Here is a 20,543-nt window from a genome sequence, read left to right as displayed (position 1 = left end):
TTACGTGTCGCAGCCGGTGAACCTCCAGATCGAGGCCTGACCCCCGCGGTCGACCAGCTCGAAGCCCGGCCGGTCGGTGCTGATGACCCGCAGGCCCGGGGTGGTCTCCTCCCACTTGCCGCCCTCCGCGAAGGTGAGGTCATCGGCATACACATGGGTGACCCCCAGGTCGCGCACGGCCTGACAGACCTCGGGCTGGAGATACCAGGTGTTGAAGTGCTGGGCCAGGAGCACGCGCTCGGGGCTGTCGGGGATCGTGGTCAGCTGCGGATAGACCACGTCCACGCCGCTGCGCGACAACAGGTAGGGCGAGCCGTTGATGGCCTCCCCCAGCACCACGGCGTCGTCGGGCAGCGTCTCGGCGGCCCGGTCGATCATCGCCAGCTCGTCCTCGGAGTCGATCATCGTGCCCCAGGCGATCGGCCAGTGGCTGTAGACCGACGACATCACCTCCACCTGCGAGGGCCACCGCAGCCCGAACGTCGCCAGGCCGACCCCCACCAGCACCACGGCGGTCGTGGCGGTGATCGGCACCCGGAACCGGGCGGCGAGCTTGCCGCACGTCCAGGCCAGCCCACCGGCGGCCAGCACGACCATCGGGATCACGAACAGCTGGTTGATCCGCGAGGCCTGGGTGTACCAGAACCCGGCGAGGAAGCGGATCGGGTTCTCCGGCGGGCCGGCGGCCAACAGCGTGAGTATGGCGGAGGCCACCAGGGCGACGACCAGCCACCTGGCATGGCGGCGGGTGATCGTCAGATAGACCCCGACGAAGGCCATGGCGGTGATGACCAGGTTGACGGACCTGATGTCGTAGACATAGATCAGCGGGTGGTCGATGAGCAGGCTGCCGATGCCGGGCAGATAGCTCTCCTGGCCGCCCCGCTGGTAGTCCATGATCGCCTGCACCGGTGGGAAGCTCACCAGCCAGCTGCCGCCCACGACCACCGCCACGAGCGCCACGCCGAGGATCACGGCGACAGGGACCGCGTGCCCGCGCCGCCAGTAGCGACGCCCCTGACGGAAGACCAGCACCCCCAGCAGCGGCGCGGCCAGCAGAGCCAGGGAGAACAGGCCCGAACCGTGAGCCAGGACGACGCCGGCGGCGGCCGCTGCGAAGCCCAGCGCGTGGACGAGATAGATCTGCCAGGTCTGGTTGCCGCGCAGGGCGGCGATCATCAGGGCGAGCGCGCCGGGCAGGCAGGCCACGCTCACCGCGAACGGCCACACCCCCAGCATGGACACGGAGATCGCGGGGAAGGCGACGAAGGTCGCCGCGATGATCGGGGTGAGCACGACGGGCAGGGCGCGGGCCGGCCAGGCGACGCGGGAGAGGGCGACCAGGGAGGACATCCACACGGCCGTGCCCAGCACGATGGAGGACGCGTTGGCGGCCTGCGTGACGTTGTCGAAGCCCGGCGCGATGGCCACGATCGAGTGCCACACGGTCGGGTAGTACGGGGCGGTCGTGTCGGCATACAGCGGAGCCAGGGCGCCCAGGCTCGAGGCGTTGCCGGTGTCCTGGATGACCCACAGGGCGTTGAGGTGATAGACGGCATCCCAGACCTGCAGCGGCATGTCGGCCCGCTGCATGCCGGTCATCATCGCCAGGGCCAGCACCCCCGCCCCGACCAGCCCGGTCAGGGCCAGCCAGCCCCGCTCCCGCGGTTCGAGCGGGCGCAGGCCGGCGACGGCCCCTGCGGCTGGGTTGGTGGTGGTGCCCAGCACCCGTCCGATGACCAGCGCCACGACGACGGCGGCCAGGGCGCCGGCCAGGAACGTCAGCAGGCTCCAGGTGAGGCCGACCAGGTCATAGCCGATCGCCAGGATCCCGGCCAGGCCCGAGGTCACGCCGGCCCCGCCGCCGAGCGCCAGGAGCCCTCGCACGCCGAGGGCGCGCAGGACGGCATAGCCAGGTCCCAGCCACAGCACCGCCATCAGGCCGATGCCGGGCAGCACCCCCCACCAGCTCATCCGCTGACCGGTTCACCCCCGCCGATGGTCAGCCGGGGCACCCCGGTGAACGCGGCAGGGTCGGTGATCCGGCGGCCGTCCAGCAGCAGCTTGAGTCCGGGCAGGTCGGCCAGGGTCAGCTCGGCATACTCCGGGTGGTCCGCCTGGACGATCGCGACGTCCACCGGCTCGCCGAGGGCATGGGCGGTCCAGCCGTAGGTGGCCAGCTCGTCCGCGGAGAACATCGGGTCGTGCACCACGACCTCGGCCCCTCGCTGCCGCAGCGCCTCGACCGTGCCGAAGACGCCGGAAAAGGCGGTCTCCTTGACCTTGCCGCGATAGGACGCGCCCAGCACGGCGACCTTCAGGCCGGACAGCGACCCGAGCAGGGACTCGGCGCGCGCCACGGCATACTCCGGCATCGCGGCGTTGGCCTCGCGGGCGTTGCGCACGACGGTGGCGTCGGGGTCGGTGGCCAGATAGAGCCGCGGATAGACCGGGATGCAGTGGCCGCCGACGGCGATGCCGGGCTGGTGGATGTGGCTGAACGGCTGGGAGTTGCACGCCTCGATGACGCGCTGGACGTCGATGCCGACCGTGTCCGCAAAACGGGCGAACTGGTTGGCCAGACCGATGTTGACGTCCCGATAGGTCGTCTCGGCCAGCTTGGCCATCTCGGCCGCCTCGGCGCTCCCCATGTCCCACACGCCGTTGGGCCGGGGCAGGTCGTCGCGCTCGTCGAAGGACAGGACAGACTCGTAGAACTCGACCGCCTTGACGGTGCCGGCCTCGGTCAGACCGCCGACCAGCTTGGGATAGCGCCGCAGGTCCTCGAAGACACGCCCGGTCAGCACCCGCTCCGGGCTGAAGACGAGGTGGAAGTCGCTGCCCTCGGTGAGCCCGGAGAGCTCCTCGATCATCGGCTTCCACCGGTCACGGGTGGTGCCGACCGGCAGGGTCGTCTCATAAGAGATCAACGTCCCGGGCGTCAGGTGCTGGGCCAGGCTCCGGGTCGCGTCGTCCATCCAGCCGAAGTCGGGAGCACCGGTGGCCTCGTCCACAAACAGGGGGACGACCAGGACGATCGCGTCCGCACCCGGGATCGCGTCGGCATACTCCGTGGTGACGCGCAGTCGACCGGCCGGCACGAGCTCGGCGAGCTTCTCGGCCAGGTGCGCCTCCCCCGGGAACGGCTCGGTGCCCTGGTTGACCAGGTCGACCACGGTCTGGTTGACGTCGACCCCGACCACCTCATGACTGGGGTCCGCATCGGCGAACTGCACCGCCAGCGGCAGGCCGATCTTGCCCAGTGCGACAACGGCGATCTTCATGGTTCTCCTGTGGTCGACATGTGTGCCAGGGGTCCAACGCGCAGGTCAGCGCCGGTGTTCCAGTGCCTGGCTCTGCAGTTTAGGCGCTATCGGGTCAGCAGGGAGGCTGCCATGAGGCGTGGCGGCGCCTCCCGGTGCAGGAGGTGGCGAAGGTCACGGGTCAGCACGGTCGCGGGACGGCCGTGGCGGCGGCGAGCCTGGGCGCGCGCGATCAGGTCGTCGGCCGGGACGGACGGCGCGAGTATGCCGTCGAGCAGGTCACGGTCCGCGCGCGAGAGGACCTGGGTCGCGTCGGGTGCCGCCCGGATGAGGCGATCGGCCACCGCCTGCAGGTCATGTCGTTCCGTGCCGGTCCAGTAGCCCGGGTCGCTGCGATAGAAGACCGCTCCGAACAGGTGGATGCGGATGGCTTTGACGACGACCCCTGTGCGCAGGGGGGCGGGGTAGTCCGCGAACCACCCCTGGTCAAGGAGGTGGTGGACGAAGGCGAGCTCAGCGGCGATGGGTCTGGGGTCGAGCGTGACCCGGTCGGTGGCGTCCTCGCCGATGACATAGGCGGGGCCGCGGCGCTGACAGGCGACGCGGGTCTCGGCCCACAGCCGGGTGACGTAGGGGACGTCGTCGCCGACCAGAAGCCCCTCGACGAGCTCGATGCCGAGCCGCTCGCGGCCCTGGTTGGAGACCAGCCCGAGCGGGGCGCTGCGATAGGCGAGGCGGTCCGCCACGGGGTCGGCCAGCCCGCGCAGCCACGGACGGGTCGGCGGTGTGGGCACCGGGCGGTGGCCCTCGCCGATGACCAGGCGGGAGATCACGGTCTCGGCGTGCGTGCGGTCGGCGAGGGCGAGCCAGGCGTCGATCGCCCCCGGTTGGAGGGTGTCGTCGCTGCCCATGATCGAGACGAACTCGCCGCGGGCCCGGCGCATGCCCTCGTTGAACGGTCCTGCCGCAGAACGGATCCCGTCGTGGTGTTCGAGGAAGCGGACCCGGTCTCGGTGGTGCTCGGCGACCCCGGGGGCGATCTGGCTGGCTGCGATGTTGTGGCAGACGACGGTGACCGCGGTGTGGGGGTGGGCCGGGTCCGGGCCGGTGTTGCCCTCGAGGATGCTGGCCACCGCACGGCCCACAGGCCGGGTCGGTGTGTGGACCGCGACGACGACGTCGACTCTCATCGTCGCTGCTGCCCAGCCAGGTCGTAGGCGTCCTGATAGCCCGCCGCCACCGCGTCCACCGAGAAGCGCTGGCCCACGGTGTCCGAGATCTGCTGGGCGCTCAGGCCGCTGGTCCGGCCCATCACCGACTCGACCGCATCGGCATAGGCGGTGGCGGTCTGGGTGTCGACCGTCTGCCCCACGGCAGGGTCGATGTATTCGCCCTGCCCGCCCGTCGACCCGACCACGACGGGGCGACCGGCGACGAGGGCCTCGGCGCAGGAGACGAAGAAGTTGTCGCCGCGGGTCGGGCCGATGAACAGGTGCGCACGGGCCAGCTGGTCGAGCACACCCTCGCGGTCCAGCGGTCCGGTCAGCCGCACCCGGTCGGCGATGTCGAAGACCTGGGCACGCTCGACGATCTGCTCGCGCAGGGGGCCCTGGCCGACGAAGGTGAGCTTGGCGTCGTGACCCCTGATCAGCAGCTCGGCCAGGGTGTCGACCGCCAGCAGCGGGTCCTTGCGCTCGATCAGGCCCCCGATGGAGACCATGCGCAGCCGTCGCTGGTCCGCCGGGCGCGCTGGCACGGGCTCGGGGACGGGGACGATGCACGGCACGACAGCAGTGGGCTTGGCCCCCGTGCGGTCGTGACTGCTCCCCCGCACCTCGCGAATCGGGGACGCGAGGTAGTCACAGACCGCAGTCACCACGTCGGGCCTGGCCAGGAGCCTCTGCAGGACCGGCAGCACCTTCTGCCAGGAGGCGGGCAGGGTCTGCGGCGCCGTCAGGCCGGACCAGTGCTCCGTGTGCACCCACGGCACCTGCGGACGCCAGGTCGCCATCGGCAGGAGGCTGGAGAACGCCATCGTGTGCACCAGGTCGGCGTGCGCGGCCATGCCTCGGAGCCGGCGCGCGGCCCGGGCGATCTGCAGCGGGTTGCTGGTCTCCATCGGCACCCGGGTGACCGGCAACCCTCCGATGGTGTCGCGCTCGGGCAGCCCCTCGGCATACTGCGCCTTCGGGACGAGGTGGACCAGGTGCACGTCATGTCCCAGGCTGGCGATCCCCTGCGCGTCCTTGACCACGAACGATCCAGTCGACGGGCTGCCCGGGGTCGGGAGCCAGGTGGTGACCGCGAGGATGCGCATGCCGCCCAAACTATCCCGACCGTAGGCTGGCCCCGTGAAGATCCTGAGTGTCGTCGGTGCCCGTCCGCAGTTCGTCAAGCTCGCTCCGGTGGCCGATGAGTGCCGTCGGCGTGGGGTGGAGCACGTGATCGTGCACACCGGGCAGCACTACGACCCGATGCTCTCCGACGTCTTCTTCACCGACCTGGGCATCCCGGACCCGGACGTGCACCTGGGCGTCGGCTCGGGCACCCATGGTGTGCAGACCGGGGCGATCCTCGGGGCGATGGACGCGGTCCTGGACGAGCACCGGCCGGACTGGGTGCTGGTCTATGGCGACACCAACTCCACGCTGGCCGGCGCCCTGTCGGCGGTGAAGCTGCACCTGCCGATCGCGCACCTGGAGGCGGGGCTGCGCTCGTTCAACCGCCGGATGCCCGAGGAGCACAACCGGGTGCTCACCGACCACGCCGCCGACCTGCTGCTCGCACCGACGCAGGTCGCGATGGACCACCTGGCCGCTGAGGGTCTGGCGCAGCGGTCGGTGCAGGTGGGCGATGTGATGGTGGACGTGCTGATGCTGGTGCGCGAGCGGCTGGCTGACACCGGGGCCGTGCTCGAGCGGCTCGGTCTGAGCAACGGCGGGTTCTCGGTGGCGACGATCCACCGCGCGGAGAACACCGACGACCCGGCGCGGCTGTCGGCGATCGTGACCGCGCTGCAAGAGGTCGACCATCCCGTGGTGCTGCTGGCCCACCCGCGGTTGCGCGCCAAGGCGAGCGAGCACGGGCTGGACCTCAACGGTGGCTCGCTGACCACGCGTGACCCCCTGGCCTATCCGGACCTGGTGGCCGCCGTCGACGCCGCCCGTGGGGTGATCACCGACTCCGGCGGCCTGCAGAAGGAGGCGTTCGTGCTGCGGACGCCGTGCACCACCGTGCGCACCGAGACCGAGTGGGTCGAGACCGTCGAGCTGGGTTGGAACGTGCTGGCCGAGCCGGGTCCCGCCGTGGCCGCAGCAGCATCACGTCCCGCCCCGGCGCCCACTGACGCCGCGCCCTACGGCACGGGCACAGCCGCGGCGGCTGTGCTTGACGCCCTCACCCGCTGAAGAAACCTGGGCACGGATAGCCGCGCTGGGACCGGGATATCACCGACGCACAGAGCGCTTATCCGTGCCCAGGTTGGCTGGCTTCGTCACGTCCGCTCCTCGCCCAGGTGCAACTGCATGCATCCTTCACGCTCCGTCGGCCTTGGGTTCAGGGGTCAGCGCAACACCAATCTGCCGGGAGGCATGGTGCTGCGTTCGTATGGTCTGGGTTTGGTGGCTGCTGGGATGGCTCTGGAGGAGGTGGGCAGGGTCTTGGCCCGGGACCGGTCGTCGGTGCTTCGTTGGGTGCGGGCCACGGGTGTGGCCGCCGACCAGCTCGTCTTGCGACCGGAGCTGTTGCCGGCTGGCTTCCTTGAGGGCGGTTATGTCGATGCCCGGGGCTTGCTGACCCCGGCCGGGGAGGAGTTGATCGCTCCGGTGCGGGTGGCCGGTCAGGTGGGCCAGCCGAGCAGTGCACAGCGTCGCGCCGAAGCGTTCGGAATGCTTGCCGAGGGAAAGAGCCTGACAGCGGTCGCCCGCACGCTCGGCATCAACGAGTCGACCCTGTACCGGTGGATCGTCGCGCAGGGGTGGTCCGGGCAACCCGGTGGGATCGGGGGGTTGGACGGCGCGTCGCGGGCGGCGGCTCGCGCGAGCCTGGTACCTGCTGTACCTATGGATGAGGACTACCGCGATGAGCGGGGCCGGTTGACCCAGGCCGGGCGCGGGGTGCTCCAGCACCTGGCTGGCACCACCGCGACCAACGCCCATATCGCCAGGGTGCTGGGCGTGCACCGCTCCACGATCGGTCGGGAGCTGGCCCGGTTCGCTGACCGAGCCGGCTACCGCGCTCGGGCCGCGCAGGACCTTGCCACTGCCGCGGCGGCCCGTCCGCAGGCCCGCCGGTTGTCCTGCCCGCGGTTGCGAGCCGCGGTGATCGAGCGGCTGAACAAGAGGTGGTCGCCCGAGCAGGTCGCTGCTGACCTGCGTCTCAGCTACCCGGACGAGGAAGATATGTGGGTGTCCCACGAGACGATCTACCAAGCGCTGTACGTCCAGGGCAAAGGCTCCCTGCGTCACGAGGTGAAGGTGGCCAAGGCCACCCGCACCGGCCGCACGAGCCGCAAGCCCCGCTCCAAGCTGCCGCCCAAGGCCAGCAGCCGGTCCTGGATCGATGAGGACAACCACATCAGCGCCCGACCTGCCGAGGTGGCCGACCGGGCCGTGCCCGGCCACTGGGAAGGAGACCTCGTCATCGGTGCCAAGGGCGCCACCGCGTTGATCACCCTGGCCGAGCGGGCCACCCGCAACGTGCTGATCTACCGACTCCCGGACCGCCACGACGCCCCGACCGTGACCCAGGCCCTGATCCAGATGGTCGCCGACCTCCCGGGCGACCTGCGCCGAACCATCACCTGGGACCAAGGATCTGAGCTGGCTGAGCACGCTGATTTCACACTGGCCAGTGACTGCCAGGTCTACTTCTGTGACCCGCACTCACCCTGGCAACGCGGCACCAACGAGAACACCAACGGCCTGATCCGTGACTTCTTCCCCAAAGGCACCGACTTCGCCAAGGTCACCGACGAAGAAGTCCGTGACGCCCAGGACCTCCTGAACACCCGACCCCGCAAAACACTCGGCTTCGCGACTCCCGCCGCTAGACTCGCCGAACTACTCACCGTTGCGCAGACCCCTTGAATTCGCCGGCCTGTCACGTGAAGGGATGCATGCAGTTGGCTGTGTGTGACGTCACGCCCCACGTGCTTAGCGCTGCGCGCGGGCGGCGAGCGCAGCGACCGGCTCGGCCCAGCCGTGCACCTGCTCCTCGGCGCAGAGGACCCGCGCCGCCTTGTCACTCGCCGCCTTGGCAGCCGCCAGCGCCTGCGGCGTCAGCGCGTTGATCGCCGCGGCGAAGGCCTCGGGCGTGAAGTCCTGGGCGACGACCCCCAGGTGATGCTTCTCCACGAGCCCCGCCATCTCCGGGCTCGGGCCGATCACCAGTGCGAGCCGAGCCTGCACGAAGTCGAAGAACTTGTTGGGCATCGCCCACCTGAAGTTGAACGAGATCGGAGGCAGCGAATAGACGCCTGCGTCATAGGCGTTGAGCGTCGAGACGATCTCGGCCGTCGGGACCGGGTCGTGGATCCTCACCCGGTCGCTGTCGGCAAATCGCTCCCGCAACGCCGGCACATAGCCGTTGCCCTGGTCGATCAGATAGAGGTCGAGGCTGGAGCCATTGGTCACCTGCGACATCGCCTCGAGCATCACCTCGAGCCGGGCGGCTACGCCGTTGCCAGCGTGCACCAGACGCGGCGGCCAGGAGACCGGCGCCGGTGACAGCTCGGCATACGGCGGGGCATTGACGACGACACCGCAGGCGACGCCGAACTCCGACTGGTACTGCCGCGCCAGCCCCTCGCCGACTGTCGTCGCGGAGTCGGCCCGGGTCACCCAGCGTCGCACCAGGTGGCGATAGTAGGGCGCCACCGCCCACCGCCAGATGCGCGACTCCTCCTTCTGGCGTGAGGAGAACTCGTGCAGGTCGGCGTGGACACCCCCACGCGGCTCCAGCGTCACCGCGAGCGGGACGGTGTCCACGTCGTTGGCGAGGATGACGTCGAACTGGCCTGGGGTGAGCCGCTCACGCAGCCAGCGGGTGACCGGCGCGGTGTCATAAGCCCGCTGGTAGAGCCGGGCGATCATCGCCTTGCGGTCCTTGTGCCAGTAGATGATGTCGTCGGGGATCCGGATGTGGTCGACCACGCCCTCGGGCGCCTGGCCATAGCCGCACGTCGTCACGTCGTAGTCGGGCGTGAAGTGCCGGATCTGCCGCAACAACCGCGCGTCGCGATAGAGCGGCGAGTAGCTGATGATCAGCAGGCTCGGGCGCTCACCGACCACGACGGGCTCCCCGCAGGACACGGGCATACAGGTCGGTCAGCTCGTGCGCCTCGAAGCGCCAGTCGAGTCGCTCGGCGGCCCGTCGTGACGCCGCCCGGAACGCTGCCGGGTCAGCGAGGACGTCACGGATCGCCTCAGCCAGCTCGGCCGGCGTCCGCGCATCGAAGACCTCGCCAACCCCGTGCTCGCGTACCACCGCCGCGGTGTCCGGCAGGTCCGCGGCCACGATCGGCAGCCCTGCGTGGATCGACTCGAACAGCTTGTTGGGCAGCGAGTAGAGGTAGGACAGCACGATCGGCCGCACGAACACCACGGCCACGTCCGCGTCAGCAAGGGTCTGCGGCACCTGTGGCCCGGGCACCTGACCCGCCAGGTGCATCCTGTCCCCCACGCCCCGCTGCTCGGCGAGGGCGACCAGCCCCTCGACATACTCCGGACCGCCGAACCCCAGCAGCACCAGGTGCACGTGGTCCGGCAGCAGGGTCAGCGCCTCGACAGTCTCCTCGAGACCGCGGCCGGTGGTGATGCCCCCGACATAGGAGACGATCCGGTCGTCACGCCCCAGCCCGGTGAGCTCACGCAACCGTCCGTCGGCCGGGTCCGGCGGAGCACCCTCGCGCAGCGGGATGTTGCGCACCAGGGTCGGGGCGACCCGCAGGCGATAGGTATCCTGCAGCCAGCGGACGATGGACGGCGAGACGGTGATGATGCCGTCGGACACCGCGACGCCGACGCGTTCGGTCAGCGCCTCGACCGCCGGGGCGAACCACCGGTCCTGACGCACGTTGCGCCGCAGCCACAGCTCGTGGGAGTCATAGACGATGCGCGCGCCATCGAGGACCTTGAGCAGCATCGCGGGTGCCAGCGTGTTGCCGTCGTTGGCATGCACGACGTCGGGAGCGAAGCGGCGCGCCTCACGCACGGCCCCGAGCCAGTAGTAGCTGAGGCGCCCCACCTGGTAGGTCCGCATGTAGGCGTCCGCGGCCAGGGCCTTGGCGCGGCCCGGGAGCGACTGTGGGACAACAGCATCGGTCGTATGCCGGGGGGCGGGCTGGTCCTCGGCCGTCGGCTGGATGCGGGTCGGTTGGGTGCGGGTCGGTTGGGTGAGCACAGCCCCGGTCTGCGGGTCCCGGCCACGCAAGCGTCGCCATACCCTCGCGGCGGTGGAGAACGACCGGACCAGGTCCAGGTCGGGGGCACGATAGATCGCCAGCCCGTCCGGGCTGGTGGCGTGTCCGGCGGGGAAGCCCGAACGGTCCCGCGCCGATCCGACGATGAGCACGTCCGCCCCCGCGTCACGCAGCGTCGCCGCGCTCTTGAGGACGCGGGAGTCGGTGTCGGCGTCGCGATAGACGAGGAGAGCCACCCGCGGGGCGCGCCCGTCGACCGCGGGCAGCTCCACGAGGTCGCCGTCGGGCACGTGCGGCGCCTGCGGGACCGGCGGCGCCTGCGGGATCGGCCCCGTCTCGTCGGCGGCAGTGATCTGGTTCGTCATGCGTCCCTCCGCGTGAGTCCGGCCAGCGCGGCCTGTTGGGCGAAGTCGGGCTCGGCAGCCACGACCTCGTCGAACGTGCCCTTGGCGATCATCTGCCCGTCGCGCATGAAGCACACCTGTTCGCTGTGTCGGATGGTGGCCAGGCGGTGGGCGACCACGATCACGCTGACCTCTCCGGCCAGCTCGCGGATCGCCGACGTGACGGCAGCCTCGGTCGAGGTGTCCAGGGCGGAGGTGGCCTCGTCCATCACCAGCACCAGGGGGTCGGTGTAGAGCGCGCGCGCCACGCCGAGCCGCTGCCGCTGGCCGCCGGACAGATTCAGCCCCCGCTCCCCCACCTTGCCGTGGATGCCACCCGGACGGGACTCGACGACGTCGAGGAGCTGGGCCCGGGCGAGAGCTCGGCGCACCGCCTCCTCGTCGACCTCATCGTCCTTCCAGGTCAGCGCCACGTTGCGGGCCACGGAAGCGTCAAACAGCGACACGTCCTGCGGCACATAGCCGACTCGGGCGCGCCAACCCTGGAGGACCTTGGGCAACGGGGTCGCGCCGACCAGCACCTGCCCTTCCTGCGGCTCCAGCAGGCCGAGAATGATGTCGACCAGTGTCGTCTTGCCCGACCCGGAGGCCCCGACCAGCGCGAGAGTCTGGCCGAAGGGCAGCTCCAGGCTGACCTCGCGCACCGCGGGCGCCTCGCCGCCGGGATAGGTGAAGGTCACCTCGTCCAACTGCAGCGAGTGCGCGCCCTCGGGCAGCGAGGTGTCGCCCGCTGCCCGCTCGGCAGCGACATACGTCTGGCCGCGCTTGATCTCCCGCATCACGTCCTGCGCGAAGGGCATGTTCGCCCCGGTCTGCCCCATGATCGTCTGGAATCGGGTGAGTGAGGGGACGATCCGGAAACCGGCGACACCGAAGAGGGCGACCGCTGCGATGGCGCCGTTGACCGGGTTGGCATCCCCAGCCGCGGAGGCCTGGGCATAACCGATGGCGGCACCGATTCCGAGCCCGCCGATGAGCCCGGCCTCAAGCACATAGCGCGGGATCGCGCCAAGGAAGCTCTGGTTGGCCCGCGCCTCCGAGGCGTGCTTGCGCACCGAGAGGACCACCTCGGCCACCTCGGACGACTTGTTGCGCAAGGTGACTTCCTTGAGGGAGTGCACCATCTCCTGGAGCAGTCGCACCGCCTTGTTGGAGTAGGTCCGGTTGTTCTGACCTGCGGTGACTGCCTTCTTCAGCACCCATTTGTAGAGCACTGCGGCGACCAGGAAAAAATAGATGATGGTCGCCAGTGCCAGCACCGGCTCCGCGACGATGAGCACGATCAGCACCGCCAGGAAGGTGAACAGCTCGCCGGAGAGCTGGCAGAACGGGATGAGCACGCCGGAGACCGTCGCGCCGACGCCGACGTCCGTGGCCCGCACCAGGTCGGTGGAGTTGCGGGTCAGTCGCTCGGTCCACGGCGCCTTGAAGGTCGTCTCCAGCAGCCGTGCGCCCAGGACCTGTTCGAAGCGGGCGAACCGACGGGTGGCCCAATACTGCAGGCCGATCGCCAGGACGCTCTTGGAGATGATCAGCAGCCCGACCACGATCAGAATGTTGCGGAACTGCGCAGGCTCACTCAGCGTCCCGATGATGGGCAGGGTGAGCTCGTTGCCGGTCAACATGGGAGCCAGCGTGATCGCGAGCAGCCCGAGCGCGGCGACGTCAAGAGCGGCCAACAGGCTCTGCAGCACGGCGAACGTGACGATGAACCGGCGGGTGCCCGCGGGGAGCACGGCGAGGAGGTCACGCACCGTGCGGAACAGGGCGAGCATCCGCTCCTCGTCTCTCTGGTCGGTCAGTTCGTATGCCGGGGGGCCGGGTCCGACCTGTCGGTCCCGGTCGGGCTGCCCCAGCCTAATCGGCTGCAGCGCGGCATCCGCGGCTATCGTCGTGCCGTGGCTGCATCATCAGGACCGGCGCAGTGGGCCTACCGTGCCTTCCGTGCACTGCCGTCCCCGGTCCGGGGGCTCGGCGACGCGGCGCTGCGGCTGCGTGCCGAGCGGGCGGCGCGCGCGCTGCCCGCCTTTCCGGAGGAGCCGACCCGGCTGCTGATCGGCCCCCTCAACACGGCCGGCCAGGCGCACCGGTGGGCGCAGGCTGCCCGTCAGGTGCCAGGCGTCGCGGCCAAAAGCCTTAATGTCGAGCGCCGCTCCACCGGCGTGAGCTATGGCTACGAGACGGACTGGTTCCTGAGCAGAAAGGTCCAGCTGAGGGGCATGCGGCCCTATCAGGAGCGAGTTCTTGGCCTGACCCACGTGCTGGCGGAGTCGGGGCGTGCGGTCCTGGACCACCCTCTCGACCGGACGATCATCGAGGACCTGCCCCGGCTGCGTGCTGCCGGGGTCGACGTGGGGCTGCTGATCCACGGGTCGGAGCTGCGCGACCTTCGAGAGCACGCGGAGGCCTATCCCCACTCGCCGTTCCAGGGCGAGTGGGACGAGCGGTGGCGCCGGATGCAGGCAACTGTGGAGCGGACCCGCGCAGTGGTCGAGCAGTTCGACGGGGAGCTCTTCGTGCCTACCCACGACATGCTCGACTTCGTGCCCGGCGCAGCACTGCTTCCCATCGTGGTCGACGTGGACCGGTTCACCGTGGGTCCTGGCAACCCTGGGGTGCAGGCACTGGAGCGGGAGCAGCCTGTGGTCCTACACGCCCCGACGAACCCTCGTCTGAAGGGGACCGACGCCATCGAGCGGGTGCTGCACCGACTCGAGGGCGAGGGGCTGGTGGCCTACCGAAGGCTCCAGGGGATCCCCAACGCGCAGATGCCGACCTTCCTGCAAGATGCCGACGTGGTCATCGACCAGATTGTGCTCGGCAACGCCGCGACCCTGACAGCGGAGGCGACAGCCGCGGGGCGGCTCGTCATCGGCCACCTGTCACCCGGCGTGCGGGATCGCATGACCGCCTTCGACCCGGGCGGCCACGAACCTCCGATCGTCGAGGCCGACCCCGACACCCTCGAGGAGGTGCTGCGGCAGATCCTCGGTGACCGATCGACATACCAAGAGATCGCCGCCCAGGGCCCGGCCTGGGCACGCCGCAACCACGACGGCACCCGCGCTGCCTCAGTGCTGGCGGCGTGGTTCAAATCTCCTCAATCGTTGGGGTAGTCCGGACCGCCGACGACATCTCCCTGGGACCGCCGAACCACTTCTGCAGAACCGAGAAGCACCGTCACCGCAGCGTGCGGTCACCCGCTCACGACTGCGAGGCCTCCCCGCCGGCCAGCTCGACCAACCGGGCAGCCACCAGGTCAAGGTCGGCGCGCAGGTCCTCAAGAGGTCGCGGCGGCAGGATGTCGTCCCAGTGCGACAGGAACGTCCCGCGCAGCTGCAGCATGCCGGTCGGGCGCGCAAACAGCCACCAGTGCAGGTGCTCACCTCCGTCACCCCACCGGGCCACCTGGATGCGCGGGATGTCCAGCACGTCGATCGCGGCTCGCTCGATGAGAGTGAGCAGCTCACCCATCCGAGCGGCCGTGGCCATCGGCAGATCCGCCAGGTCGGCGTGGGTGCGCGGCATCAGGAAGGCAGCGAAGGGCAGCGCTCGTGGCTCCGCCGGCACTCCGAGGATGGCGTGCTCGTCCTGCCAGAAGATGTAGGAGCGATCACCGGCTGCGAGCTTGTCGCAGACGAAGCAGTCGATGCCACCGAGTCCCCCGCGCTGGGGCTCGGCAGCCGGGGCCTGGAGCGGCTTCGGGGTCAGCTCACCCGCGAACGGCCAGCTCGACCACCGGCCCCAGTCCGACCCGAGATAGCCGCTGCGATCGATCTCGGCAGACACACGGGCAAACCACTCCTGGCTGGTCTCAGGCATGTCGACAGTATGCCGTGACTCACCCGACTCCCTTGGGTTCGGGTCTCCTTGGGCGCCCCCCTGCCCCCAACGGCTGTCCCCGCCGCCCGCCTGCCCCCCAACGCCTGTCCATGTCACTCGCCCTGCACCCGCGTTTGTGCTGTTCAGGGCTCTGTCGGTGATGGCATGTATGTTCTAATTATGGATCAGGGGTCGGGGTCGGACAGTCACGGTGGGGCCACCGTCGCCGCTCCTGACGTGCCCACCCAGGACAACACCGCCCAAGACGACACGGACCAGGATGGCGGGGATGTTGGTGGTCGTGGGCCGATGAAGTATCGCCCGGTGATCGGTTCTGGTCCGTTGCGGGAAGCCTCTTCCTGCAGTGGACCGTTGGTCCCGCCCGACGATGCCGACGCGCAGGCTGCGGGCGACCTGGACGGCTCCGGGCGTGCTGATGGTGGGCCGGTGTTGACGGCCAGCGGTCATGAGGTTCCCGAGTTCGCTGCCGGGACGGCGCACATGACCCAGCTGCTGGCTGGCGACTTCCCGCTGGCCACGTTGCCCGAGCAGGCACTGGGAGAGACGATCGGCGCCGCGCAGGCTCTGGTGCAGGCCGCGCAGTCGTTGTTGACCGCGGCCACCCATGAGGCGATCTCCCGCGGGCTGCCGGGGGAGTCCGGGCATTCTGTCCCGGACTGGATCACTACCTGGGCTCCGATGATCGACCGCCCCGAAGCGTTGGCTACCGCCCGCGTGGCTGCCGCGATCGATGATGACCGGTTCGAGGCCCTGTCGGCGAAGGTGGCCGATGGCAGTGCCCGCGTCTCGCGGGCCAACATCATCACCCGCCTGACCCAGGAGCTGACCCCGGTCGCGACGAAGGAGTCGTTGCAGGCCCTGACCGATGTGATGACCGACATCGTGGAGACCACCGGGCTGCGTGCCCTGGCCCAGATCGGGACCGAGGCCAAGAAGCTTCTCATCGAGCCGGATGACGATGACGAGCTCGACGACAAGCAAGGCGCCCGGCGCCTGCTACGCCGCACCGGGACCGTGGCCGGCCTGGCCGAGTGGCAGCTCCTGCTCGACGACGAAGCCGAAGCAATCCTGCTCGCGGCCCTGGACCCGTTGTCCACACCGCGCCCCGGCGCTGATGAGCACGGCGCCCACCAGTTGGACCCGCGCACCGCCTCCACCCGCCGTGCTGATGCCCTGCTCGAGATCATCGGCCGCGGTGTCGCCGCCCCCGAAGGCACCGTCGTCACCGACAAGGCCAAGATCCAGGTCACCATCGGCCACGAGGCCCTGGCCGGCAAGGTCAGTGGCGGGGGGACGACGGCCACCGGTCAACCCCTCTCCGCCGGGACGATCCGGCGCCTGGCCTGCGACGCGCAGATCATCCCCATCGTCCTCGGCGGCCCCTCTGAACCCTTGGATGTGGGGGTGACCAAGCGGTTGTTCACCCCCGCACAACGCAAAGCCGTCCACCTGCGGGACAAAGGCTGCTCCTTCCCGGGCTGCACGATGCCCGCGTCCTGGACCGACCTCCACCACGTCATCCACTGGATCTTCGGCGGCGCCACAGACCTGTCCAACGCCGCCGCTCTGTGCCGGCGCCACCACGTCACCGTCCACCGCTACGGCTACACCGCCACCATCACCGCCACCGAAGTCATCTGGCACCTCCCAGGAACCAGGACCGGGACCCACGCCGCACCCCTGGTCGACACCTAGCGGCCACGCCCCCGACCCCGCCACCCCACACCGGGACAGCGGGGTCACACCCACGCCCAGACCCAGCCAGACCTCTGCAGAACGCCCAGGATCACCGCGGATGTCCTGATCAGTTCCTCATAGCGAGCCAGATCACGATCGCAACGGCGATGATCCCGAGCAGGCCAACCCACAGCCAAGCCTGTCCCCCGCGGACGTCCACTCTTCCCGGCGCAGGCTCCCCCGCCGCAGTGACCTCAGATGCATCGGTCACAAGGGGCCGCTCCTGGTCGGCACGCAACTCCCGCCATTGCGCCACCGTCTCCTCCACGTCGACCCGCCCGGCGATGGCCGGCGAGCGCGGTCCCACTACCGGCTTGCGACGGTCCTCGAGCACGCGTGCGTTGTAGTCCGCCAACCTCTCCCGGACCGCCACCTCGTCCGCGATCCCGGCCAAGGACTCCGGATATCCTCGCCGCTCCTGCCGAAGCGCCATCACGGTCGGCAGTGCCGCGCTGAGATCGAGCTTCTCGCGCTCGATCAGTCCCTTGATCCACCAGTCGGGGTCGGCCTTGTCGAGGTTCTTCAGGGGCTTGCCGGCACCGGGCAGGTTCTCGAAGTCACCACGACGCTGCGCCTGCTGGATCTCCAGGTCGACCCAGGACTGGATCTGCTGCAGGTTCATCCGCGGACGGGCGTCTTCTGCCTGCTTCCGGCGCTCGACCTCCCGGGACCGGTCTGCGTCGCCGGCTGACGGCATACTCACAGCTGCCACCCCTGCGGCCGGTGCTTCTTCGGCAACTTGGCGACCACCATCTCGTAGGACTCGGTCACCGCCTCCAGGATCTCCTCGTCACTGATCGCGCCGCCACGGCGCAGGGAGTTCCACCCGGAGCGGCCGATGTAGGCCATCACGCTCGCGTCGTCGGGATAGCGCGCGAGCCACTCGTCGGCCTCCTCGCGGTTCCCGCACTTCAGGCCTATCGCCTCCTGGCCGAGGAAGACAAAGATCTTGCCAGCCCCTTCCGGCCCCACCTTGGCGACGTGATCCCCCTCCCAGGGCTGGTCGGGCCAGGCACCAGGCAGAGCCAGCGCAAACTCCGTGATCGAGTCCGTCATGTCGCCTCCATCCCCTGGCGCGGTGGGCGGCCCAGTTTACAAGTCAGAGCGGTGCGCCACCACAAAGATGCGTCGGAAGGGGAGCACCGTCCCGAACTCCCGCCGCGGATAGGCATCGCGCAGCGCCGCCTGGTATTCAGCGACGAACTCCTCGCGCACCCCATCCGACAGCGCCTGCAAGACCGGCCGTGCCCCGGTCCCGGAGATCCACTCAAAGACCGGGTCCTCGCCCTGCAGGACGTGCAGGTAGGTCGTCTCCCAGGCGTCCACCTCCCAACCCGGCCGCGACAGCAGGGCCAGGTAGTCAGCCGGGTCGAGCGCTGCAGCCCGAGACCTGAGGGCCCTGGTCAGGCCGGCGTATGCCGGGCGCGCTGCGGTCTCCCACAGGAGCCGGTGGCTGGGTGCGTCGAAGTTCCCGGGGAGCTGGAACGCGAGAGCACCTCCCGGCGCGATCTGCTCCATCCAGGGCGGGAGCAGATCGGCGTGGCCAGGGATCCACTGCAGCATCGCGTTGGAGACCAGCACGTCCACCGGCTGCTCAGGGTTCCAGTCGGCCGCATCGACCACGGCATAGCTCGTGAGGGGGTCATCACTCGTCGCTGTGGCCCGGGCGATCATCTCGGCGGACGAGTCCAGGCCGGTGATCTGTGCCTCCGGCCAGCGGCGGCGCAGGACCGGAGTCAGCTGGCCCGGTCCGCATCCCAGGTCGACCACGGTGCGAGCGTTCCTGCGGATGCGCGAGACAAGGTCGACGAAGGGACGACCGCGCTCGTCGGCGAACTGCAGATACTGCCCCGGGTCCCAGGTCGGCGAGGTCATGCCCTCAGCCAAACACGGTCACCGCCGTTCGCCTACCCGGAAGGAAGGCGACGGCCAGAGCTCTGCCGGTGCGTCGCGCTCTGTCCTGCGGTCGTGCTCTCTGCCGGTCCCTACTATTGCGCCATGACCTTCGCCGAGGACTCCGGCATCTTCGCCAGCATCGCCGGGCTTCCCCTCCACCCCCTCGTAGTGCATGTCGTGGTGGTCTTCCTGCCTGTGTCTGCGCTCGGCCTCATCACCCTCGTCGCGGTGCCGCGCTGGCGGAAGCACTATGGCGTGCTGGCTGTGGCGGTCGCGACTATGGGGGCAGCAGGGGCCTTCGTCGCGAAGGAGTCTGGTGACGCCCTGGCTGATCAGGTCGGTCTCCCGCGCAACCACGAGGACTGGGGCGAGCGTCTCTCGACGTGGGCCATCGTGTTTGCTGCCGTCGCGATCGTCTGGCTCGTGCTCGATCGGCGCCGCTCAAGCTCTGCGCAAGAACTGCACCAGGGTGCTCCAGACGCCTCGAGCGGGCGGCTGACGGGTGCCCTGCCCATGCTGGCTCGCCTTGCAGGCGCACTCGTGGCCGTGCTCTCCCTCGTCGTGCTGGTGCTCACGGCCGTCGTCGGACACAGCGGCGCTGAGGCAGCCTGGGCTGATCGCACCTCGTTCGGCGTGCCGTCGACGGTCACCCCGAGCGGGAGCTCGGACGCGGCCAACCCCCCAGCAGCGGAGCCGGGGACAGCCGAGTCAGGGCCAGCCGAGCCAGGAGCAACGGCTCCCGGGTCCGGCGAGTCCGCGACCAGCCCTGAAACGACGGATCCCTCGGCAACCGATCCATCCGCAGCGGACCCTTCCTACACGCTGGCTGAGATTGCGGAGCACGGGTCACGCGAGTCGTGCTGGGCCGCCATCAACGGTGAGGTCTATGACCTGACCGACTGGATCGACGAGCACCCCGGCGGGATCGGGGAGATCCTCGGCGTCTGCGGCACCGACGCCTCGGCCGACTTCCGCGATGAGCACGATGGAGACGACGAGCCCAGGCAGGAGCTCACCCGATTCAGGATCGGTCGGCTGGGCTGACCCATCACAGCGGCTCCGCCAAGGCCTCATCACCCACCAGGGCCTCCACCGCAGGCTTCCACCGCAGGGGCCTCCACCGCAGGGCCTCACCGGCAGGCTACGGAGCCCAGCGCGGCCAGCCCCGCCAGGTCACCGTTGCCGTAGGCCATGTTGATGCCGCCGTGCTCGTGCATCAGCTGGCGCGGGTCATCGACGTGCCCCAGCCCCACCAGGTGACCGAACTCGTGGTCGACGATCCCCTGCCGGACCTCATCAGAGCGGAGGTCGGCGAAGGCCTCACGGTCAAGCACAACGAAGCCGGTGACATAACGCTGCTTGCCCCCGCCGATCGGCTCGATGCGATAGCTGCCGCCCAGCCCGGCGATGCTGCCCGCCAGGTCCGCCACCTCGTCCTGCTCGGACCAGAGCACCATGACCGGGTCGTTCATCGACATCGAGTCGAAGCCACGCTCATCGGTTGTGCCCACCAGCTCGAACTGCAGCCCGGTGGCGTCACTGGTGTGCGCCATCGCCCGGGTCACCAGCTCCTCATGATCGTCCGGAGCGCCCTCCGGGTTGATCTCGACCTCGATGACCTCGCACGGGTTGTAGGCCACCGGCTCGTCGCTGTCCGGCTGGGTCGCGATGAAGCTGAAGTCGCCCGGCCCGATCGGGATGTCGCGCACCGGCAGCAGCCGCTCGGGGTTGGTGCCGAGCCAGTCGTGCACCCGGTCGGGGAAGACCTGCGGTTGCATGGTGAACACCGCTGAGGTGGTCACCCCCATGACGACCAGCAGCGCGATGGCCCCTGGGATCCGCGACGGTCTCCTCGGTGGTGCGCCGGAAGGTGCGTAGGCACCGATGCCGTAGGCCTGGTCCAACCAGTCCAGCTCACGCAGGCGTCGCTCCATCTCCCGCTGCCTGCGACGTCTGGCCCCGAACATGACTGAAGTATGC

Annotated in this window: 17 protein-coding genes; 5 read left to right on the top strand and 12 right to left on the bottom strand. The window is 69.8% G+C overall.

The features are described 5' to 3' along the window. From NF557_RS07240 to NF557_RS07225, 4 genes are all read right to left on the bottom strand, one after another. A complete protein-coding gene (locus tag NF557_RS07240) occupies nt 1-1,974 on the bottom strand; it encodes a DUF6541 family protein (protein ID WP_252623095.1) in 1,974 nt (657 codons plus the stop codon). Next, entirely contained in the window at nt 1,971-3,284 is a 1,314-nt protein-coding gene (locus NF557_RS07235) for a nucleotide sugar dehydrogenase (protein WP_252623093.1), read from the bottom strand. The genes NF557_RS07240 and NF557_RS07235 overlap by 4 nt, the downstream gene beginning before the upstream one ends. An 86-nt stretch (nt 3,285-3,370) precedes the next feature. Further along, the gene (locus NF557_RS07230; RefSeq protein WP_252623086.1) at nt 3,371-4,453 is read right to left on the bottom strand and encodes a glycosyltransferase; all 1,083 of its coding nucleotides are present in this window, start codon (nt 4,451-4,453) and stop codon (nt 3,371-3,373) included. Beyond that, nucleotides 4,450-5,580, bottom strand: a complete 1,131-nt coding sequence (locus tag NF557_RS07225) for a glycosyltransferase family 4 protein (protein WP_252623084.1) — start codon at nt 5,578-5,580, stop codon at nt 4,450-4,452. Before NF557_RS07225 ends, NF557_RS07230 begins: the two co-directional genes overlap by 4 nt. Nucleotides 5,581-5,614: 34 nt before the next feature. Between NF557_RS07225 and wecB the strand changes: the two genes are divergently transcribed. Both wecB and NF557_RS17785 read left to right on the top strand, forming a co-directional pair. Beyond that, on the top strand, nt 5,615-6,670 hold the full coding sequence (gene wecB / locus NF557_RS07220) for a non-hydrolyzing UDP-N-acetylglucosamine 2-epimerase (RefSeq protein ID WP_252623082.1): 1,056 nt from the start codon (nt 5,615-5,617) through the stop codon (nt 6,668-6,670). 117 nt (nt 6,671-6,787) lie between these two features. Then, a complete protein-coding gene (locus NF557_RS17785; protein ID WP_425342963.1) occupies nt 6,788-8,350 on the top strand; it encodes an IS30 family transposase in 1,563 nt (520 codons plus the stop codon). A gap of 66 nt (nt 8,351-8,416) precedes the next feature. On the opposite strand, the gene NF557_RS07210 is transcribed toward NF557_RS17785, so the two are convergent. The 3 genes from NF557_RS07210 to NF557_RS07200 are packed head-to-tail and all read right to left on the bottom strand — an operon-like array spanning nt 8,417 to nt 12,862. Then, entirely contained in the window at nt 8,417-9,553 is a 1,137-nt protein-coding gene (locus NF557_RS07210) for a glycosyltransferase family protein (RefSeq protein ID WP_252623080.1), read from the bottom strand. Beyond that, nucleotides 9,543-11,048 (bottom strand): glycosyltransferase family 4 protein, encoded by a 1,506-nt coding sequence (locus tag NF557_RS07205; protein WP_252623078.1) that lies wholly within the window; start codon nt 11,046-11,048, stop codon nt 9,543-9,545. Before NF557_RS07205 ends, NF557_RS07210 begins: the two co-directional genes overlap by 11 nt. Continuing rightward, a complete protein-coding gene (locus NF557_RS07200) occupies nt 11,045-12,862 on the bottom strand; it encodes an ABC transporter ATP-binding protein (RefSeq protein WP_252623076.1) in 1,818 nt (605 codons plus the stop codon). Before NF557_RS07200 ends, NF557_RS07205 begins: the two co-directional genes overlap by 4 nt. Before the next feature lie 123 nt (nt 12,863-12,985). Between NF557_RS07200 and NF557_RS07195 the strand changes: the two genes are divergently transcribed. Continuing rightward, the gene (locus NF557_RS07195) at nt 12,986-14,203 is read left to right on the top strand and encodes a hypothetical protein (RefSeq protein WP_252623074.1); all 1,218 of its coding nucleotides are present in this window, start codon (nt 12,986-12,988) and stop codon (nt 14,201-14,203) included. 88 nt (nt 14,204-14,291) lie between these two features. On the opposite strand, the gene NF557_RS07190 is transcribed toward NF557_RS07195, so the two are convergent. Further along, nucleotides 14,292-14,909, bottom strand: coding sequence for an HIT family protein (locus tag NF557_RS07190; RefSeq protein WP_252623072.1), 618 nt, complete (start codon nt 14,907-14,909; stop codon nt 14,292-14,294). Nucleotides 14,910-15,089: 180 nt separating this feature from the next. Here NF557_RS07190 and NF557_RS07185 point away from each other — a divergent pair, with 180 nt between their 5' ends. After that, nucleotides 15,090-16,625: an HNH endonuclease signature motif containing protein gene (locus NF557_RS07185; RefSeq protein WP_252623064.1), complete on the top strand. Its 1,536-nt coding sequence runs from the start codon at nt 15,090-15,092 to the stop codon at nt 16,623-16,625. A 109-nt stretch (nt 16,626-16,734) separates the two neighbouring features. Here NF557_RS07185 and NF557_RS07180 read toward each other — a convergent pair whose 3' ends face one another. Genes NF557_RS07180 through NF557_RS07170 form a run of 3 tightly spaced genes read right to left on the bottom strand, consistent with a single transcriptional unit; the run spans nt 16,735 to nt 18,542 of the window. After that, the gene (locus NF557_RS07180) at nt 16,735-17,364 is read right to left on the bottom strand and encodes a DnaJ family domain-containing protein (protein ID WP_252624001.1); all 630 of its coding nucleotides are present in this window, start codon (nt 17,362-17,364) and stop codon (nt 16,735-16,737) included. A gap of 2 nt (nt 17,365-17,366) precedes the next feature. Continuing rightward, nucleotides 17,367-17,723 (bottom strand): MmcQ/YjbR family DNA-binding protein, encoded by a 357-nt coding sequence (locus NF557_RS07175; protein ID WP_252623063.1) that lies wholly within the window; start codon nt 17,721-17,723, stop codon nt 17,367-17,369. A 36-nt stretch (nt 17,724-17,759) separates the two neighbouring features. Then, complete coding sequence (locus NF557_RS07170; protein WP_252623061.1) at nt 17,760-18,542, bottom strand: trans-aconitate 2-methyltransferase; 783 nt, start codon at nt 18,540-18,542, stop codon at nt 17,760-17,762. A 123-nt stretch (nt 18,543-18,665) separates the two neighbouring features. Here NF557_RS07170 and NF557_RS07165 point away from each other — a divergent pair, with 123 nt between their 5' ends. Next, the gene (locus tag NF557_RS07165) at nt 18,666-19,607 is read left to right on the top strand and encodes a cytochrome b5 domain-containing protein (RefSeq protein WP_252623059.1); all 942 of its coding nucleotides are present in this window, start codon (nt 18,666-18,668) and stop codon (nt 19,605-19,607) included. 86 nt (nt 19,608-19,693) lie between these two features. Here NF557_RS07165 and NF557_RS07160 read toward each other — a convergent pair whose 3' ends face one another. After that, the gene (locus tag NF557_RS07160) at nt 19,694-20,530 is read right to left on the bottom strand and encodes a hypothetical protein (RefSeq protein ID WP_252623057.1); all 837 of its coding nucleotides are present in this window, start codon (nt 20,528-20,530) and stop codon (nt 19,694-19,696) included. Nucleotides 20,531-20,543: the final 13 nt, after the last annotated feature.

The organism is Ornithinimicrobium cryptoxanthini (assembly GCF_023923205.1).
GTDB lineage: Bacteria > Actinomycetota > Actinomycetes > Actinomycetales > Dermatophilaceae > Ornithinicoccus > Ornithinicoccus cryptoxanthini.
Note: the sequence above shows the minus strand (reverse complement) of the source record. Positions and strands in the feature narration are given on the sequence as shown.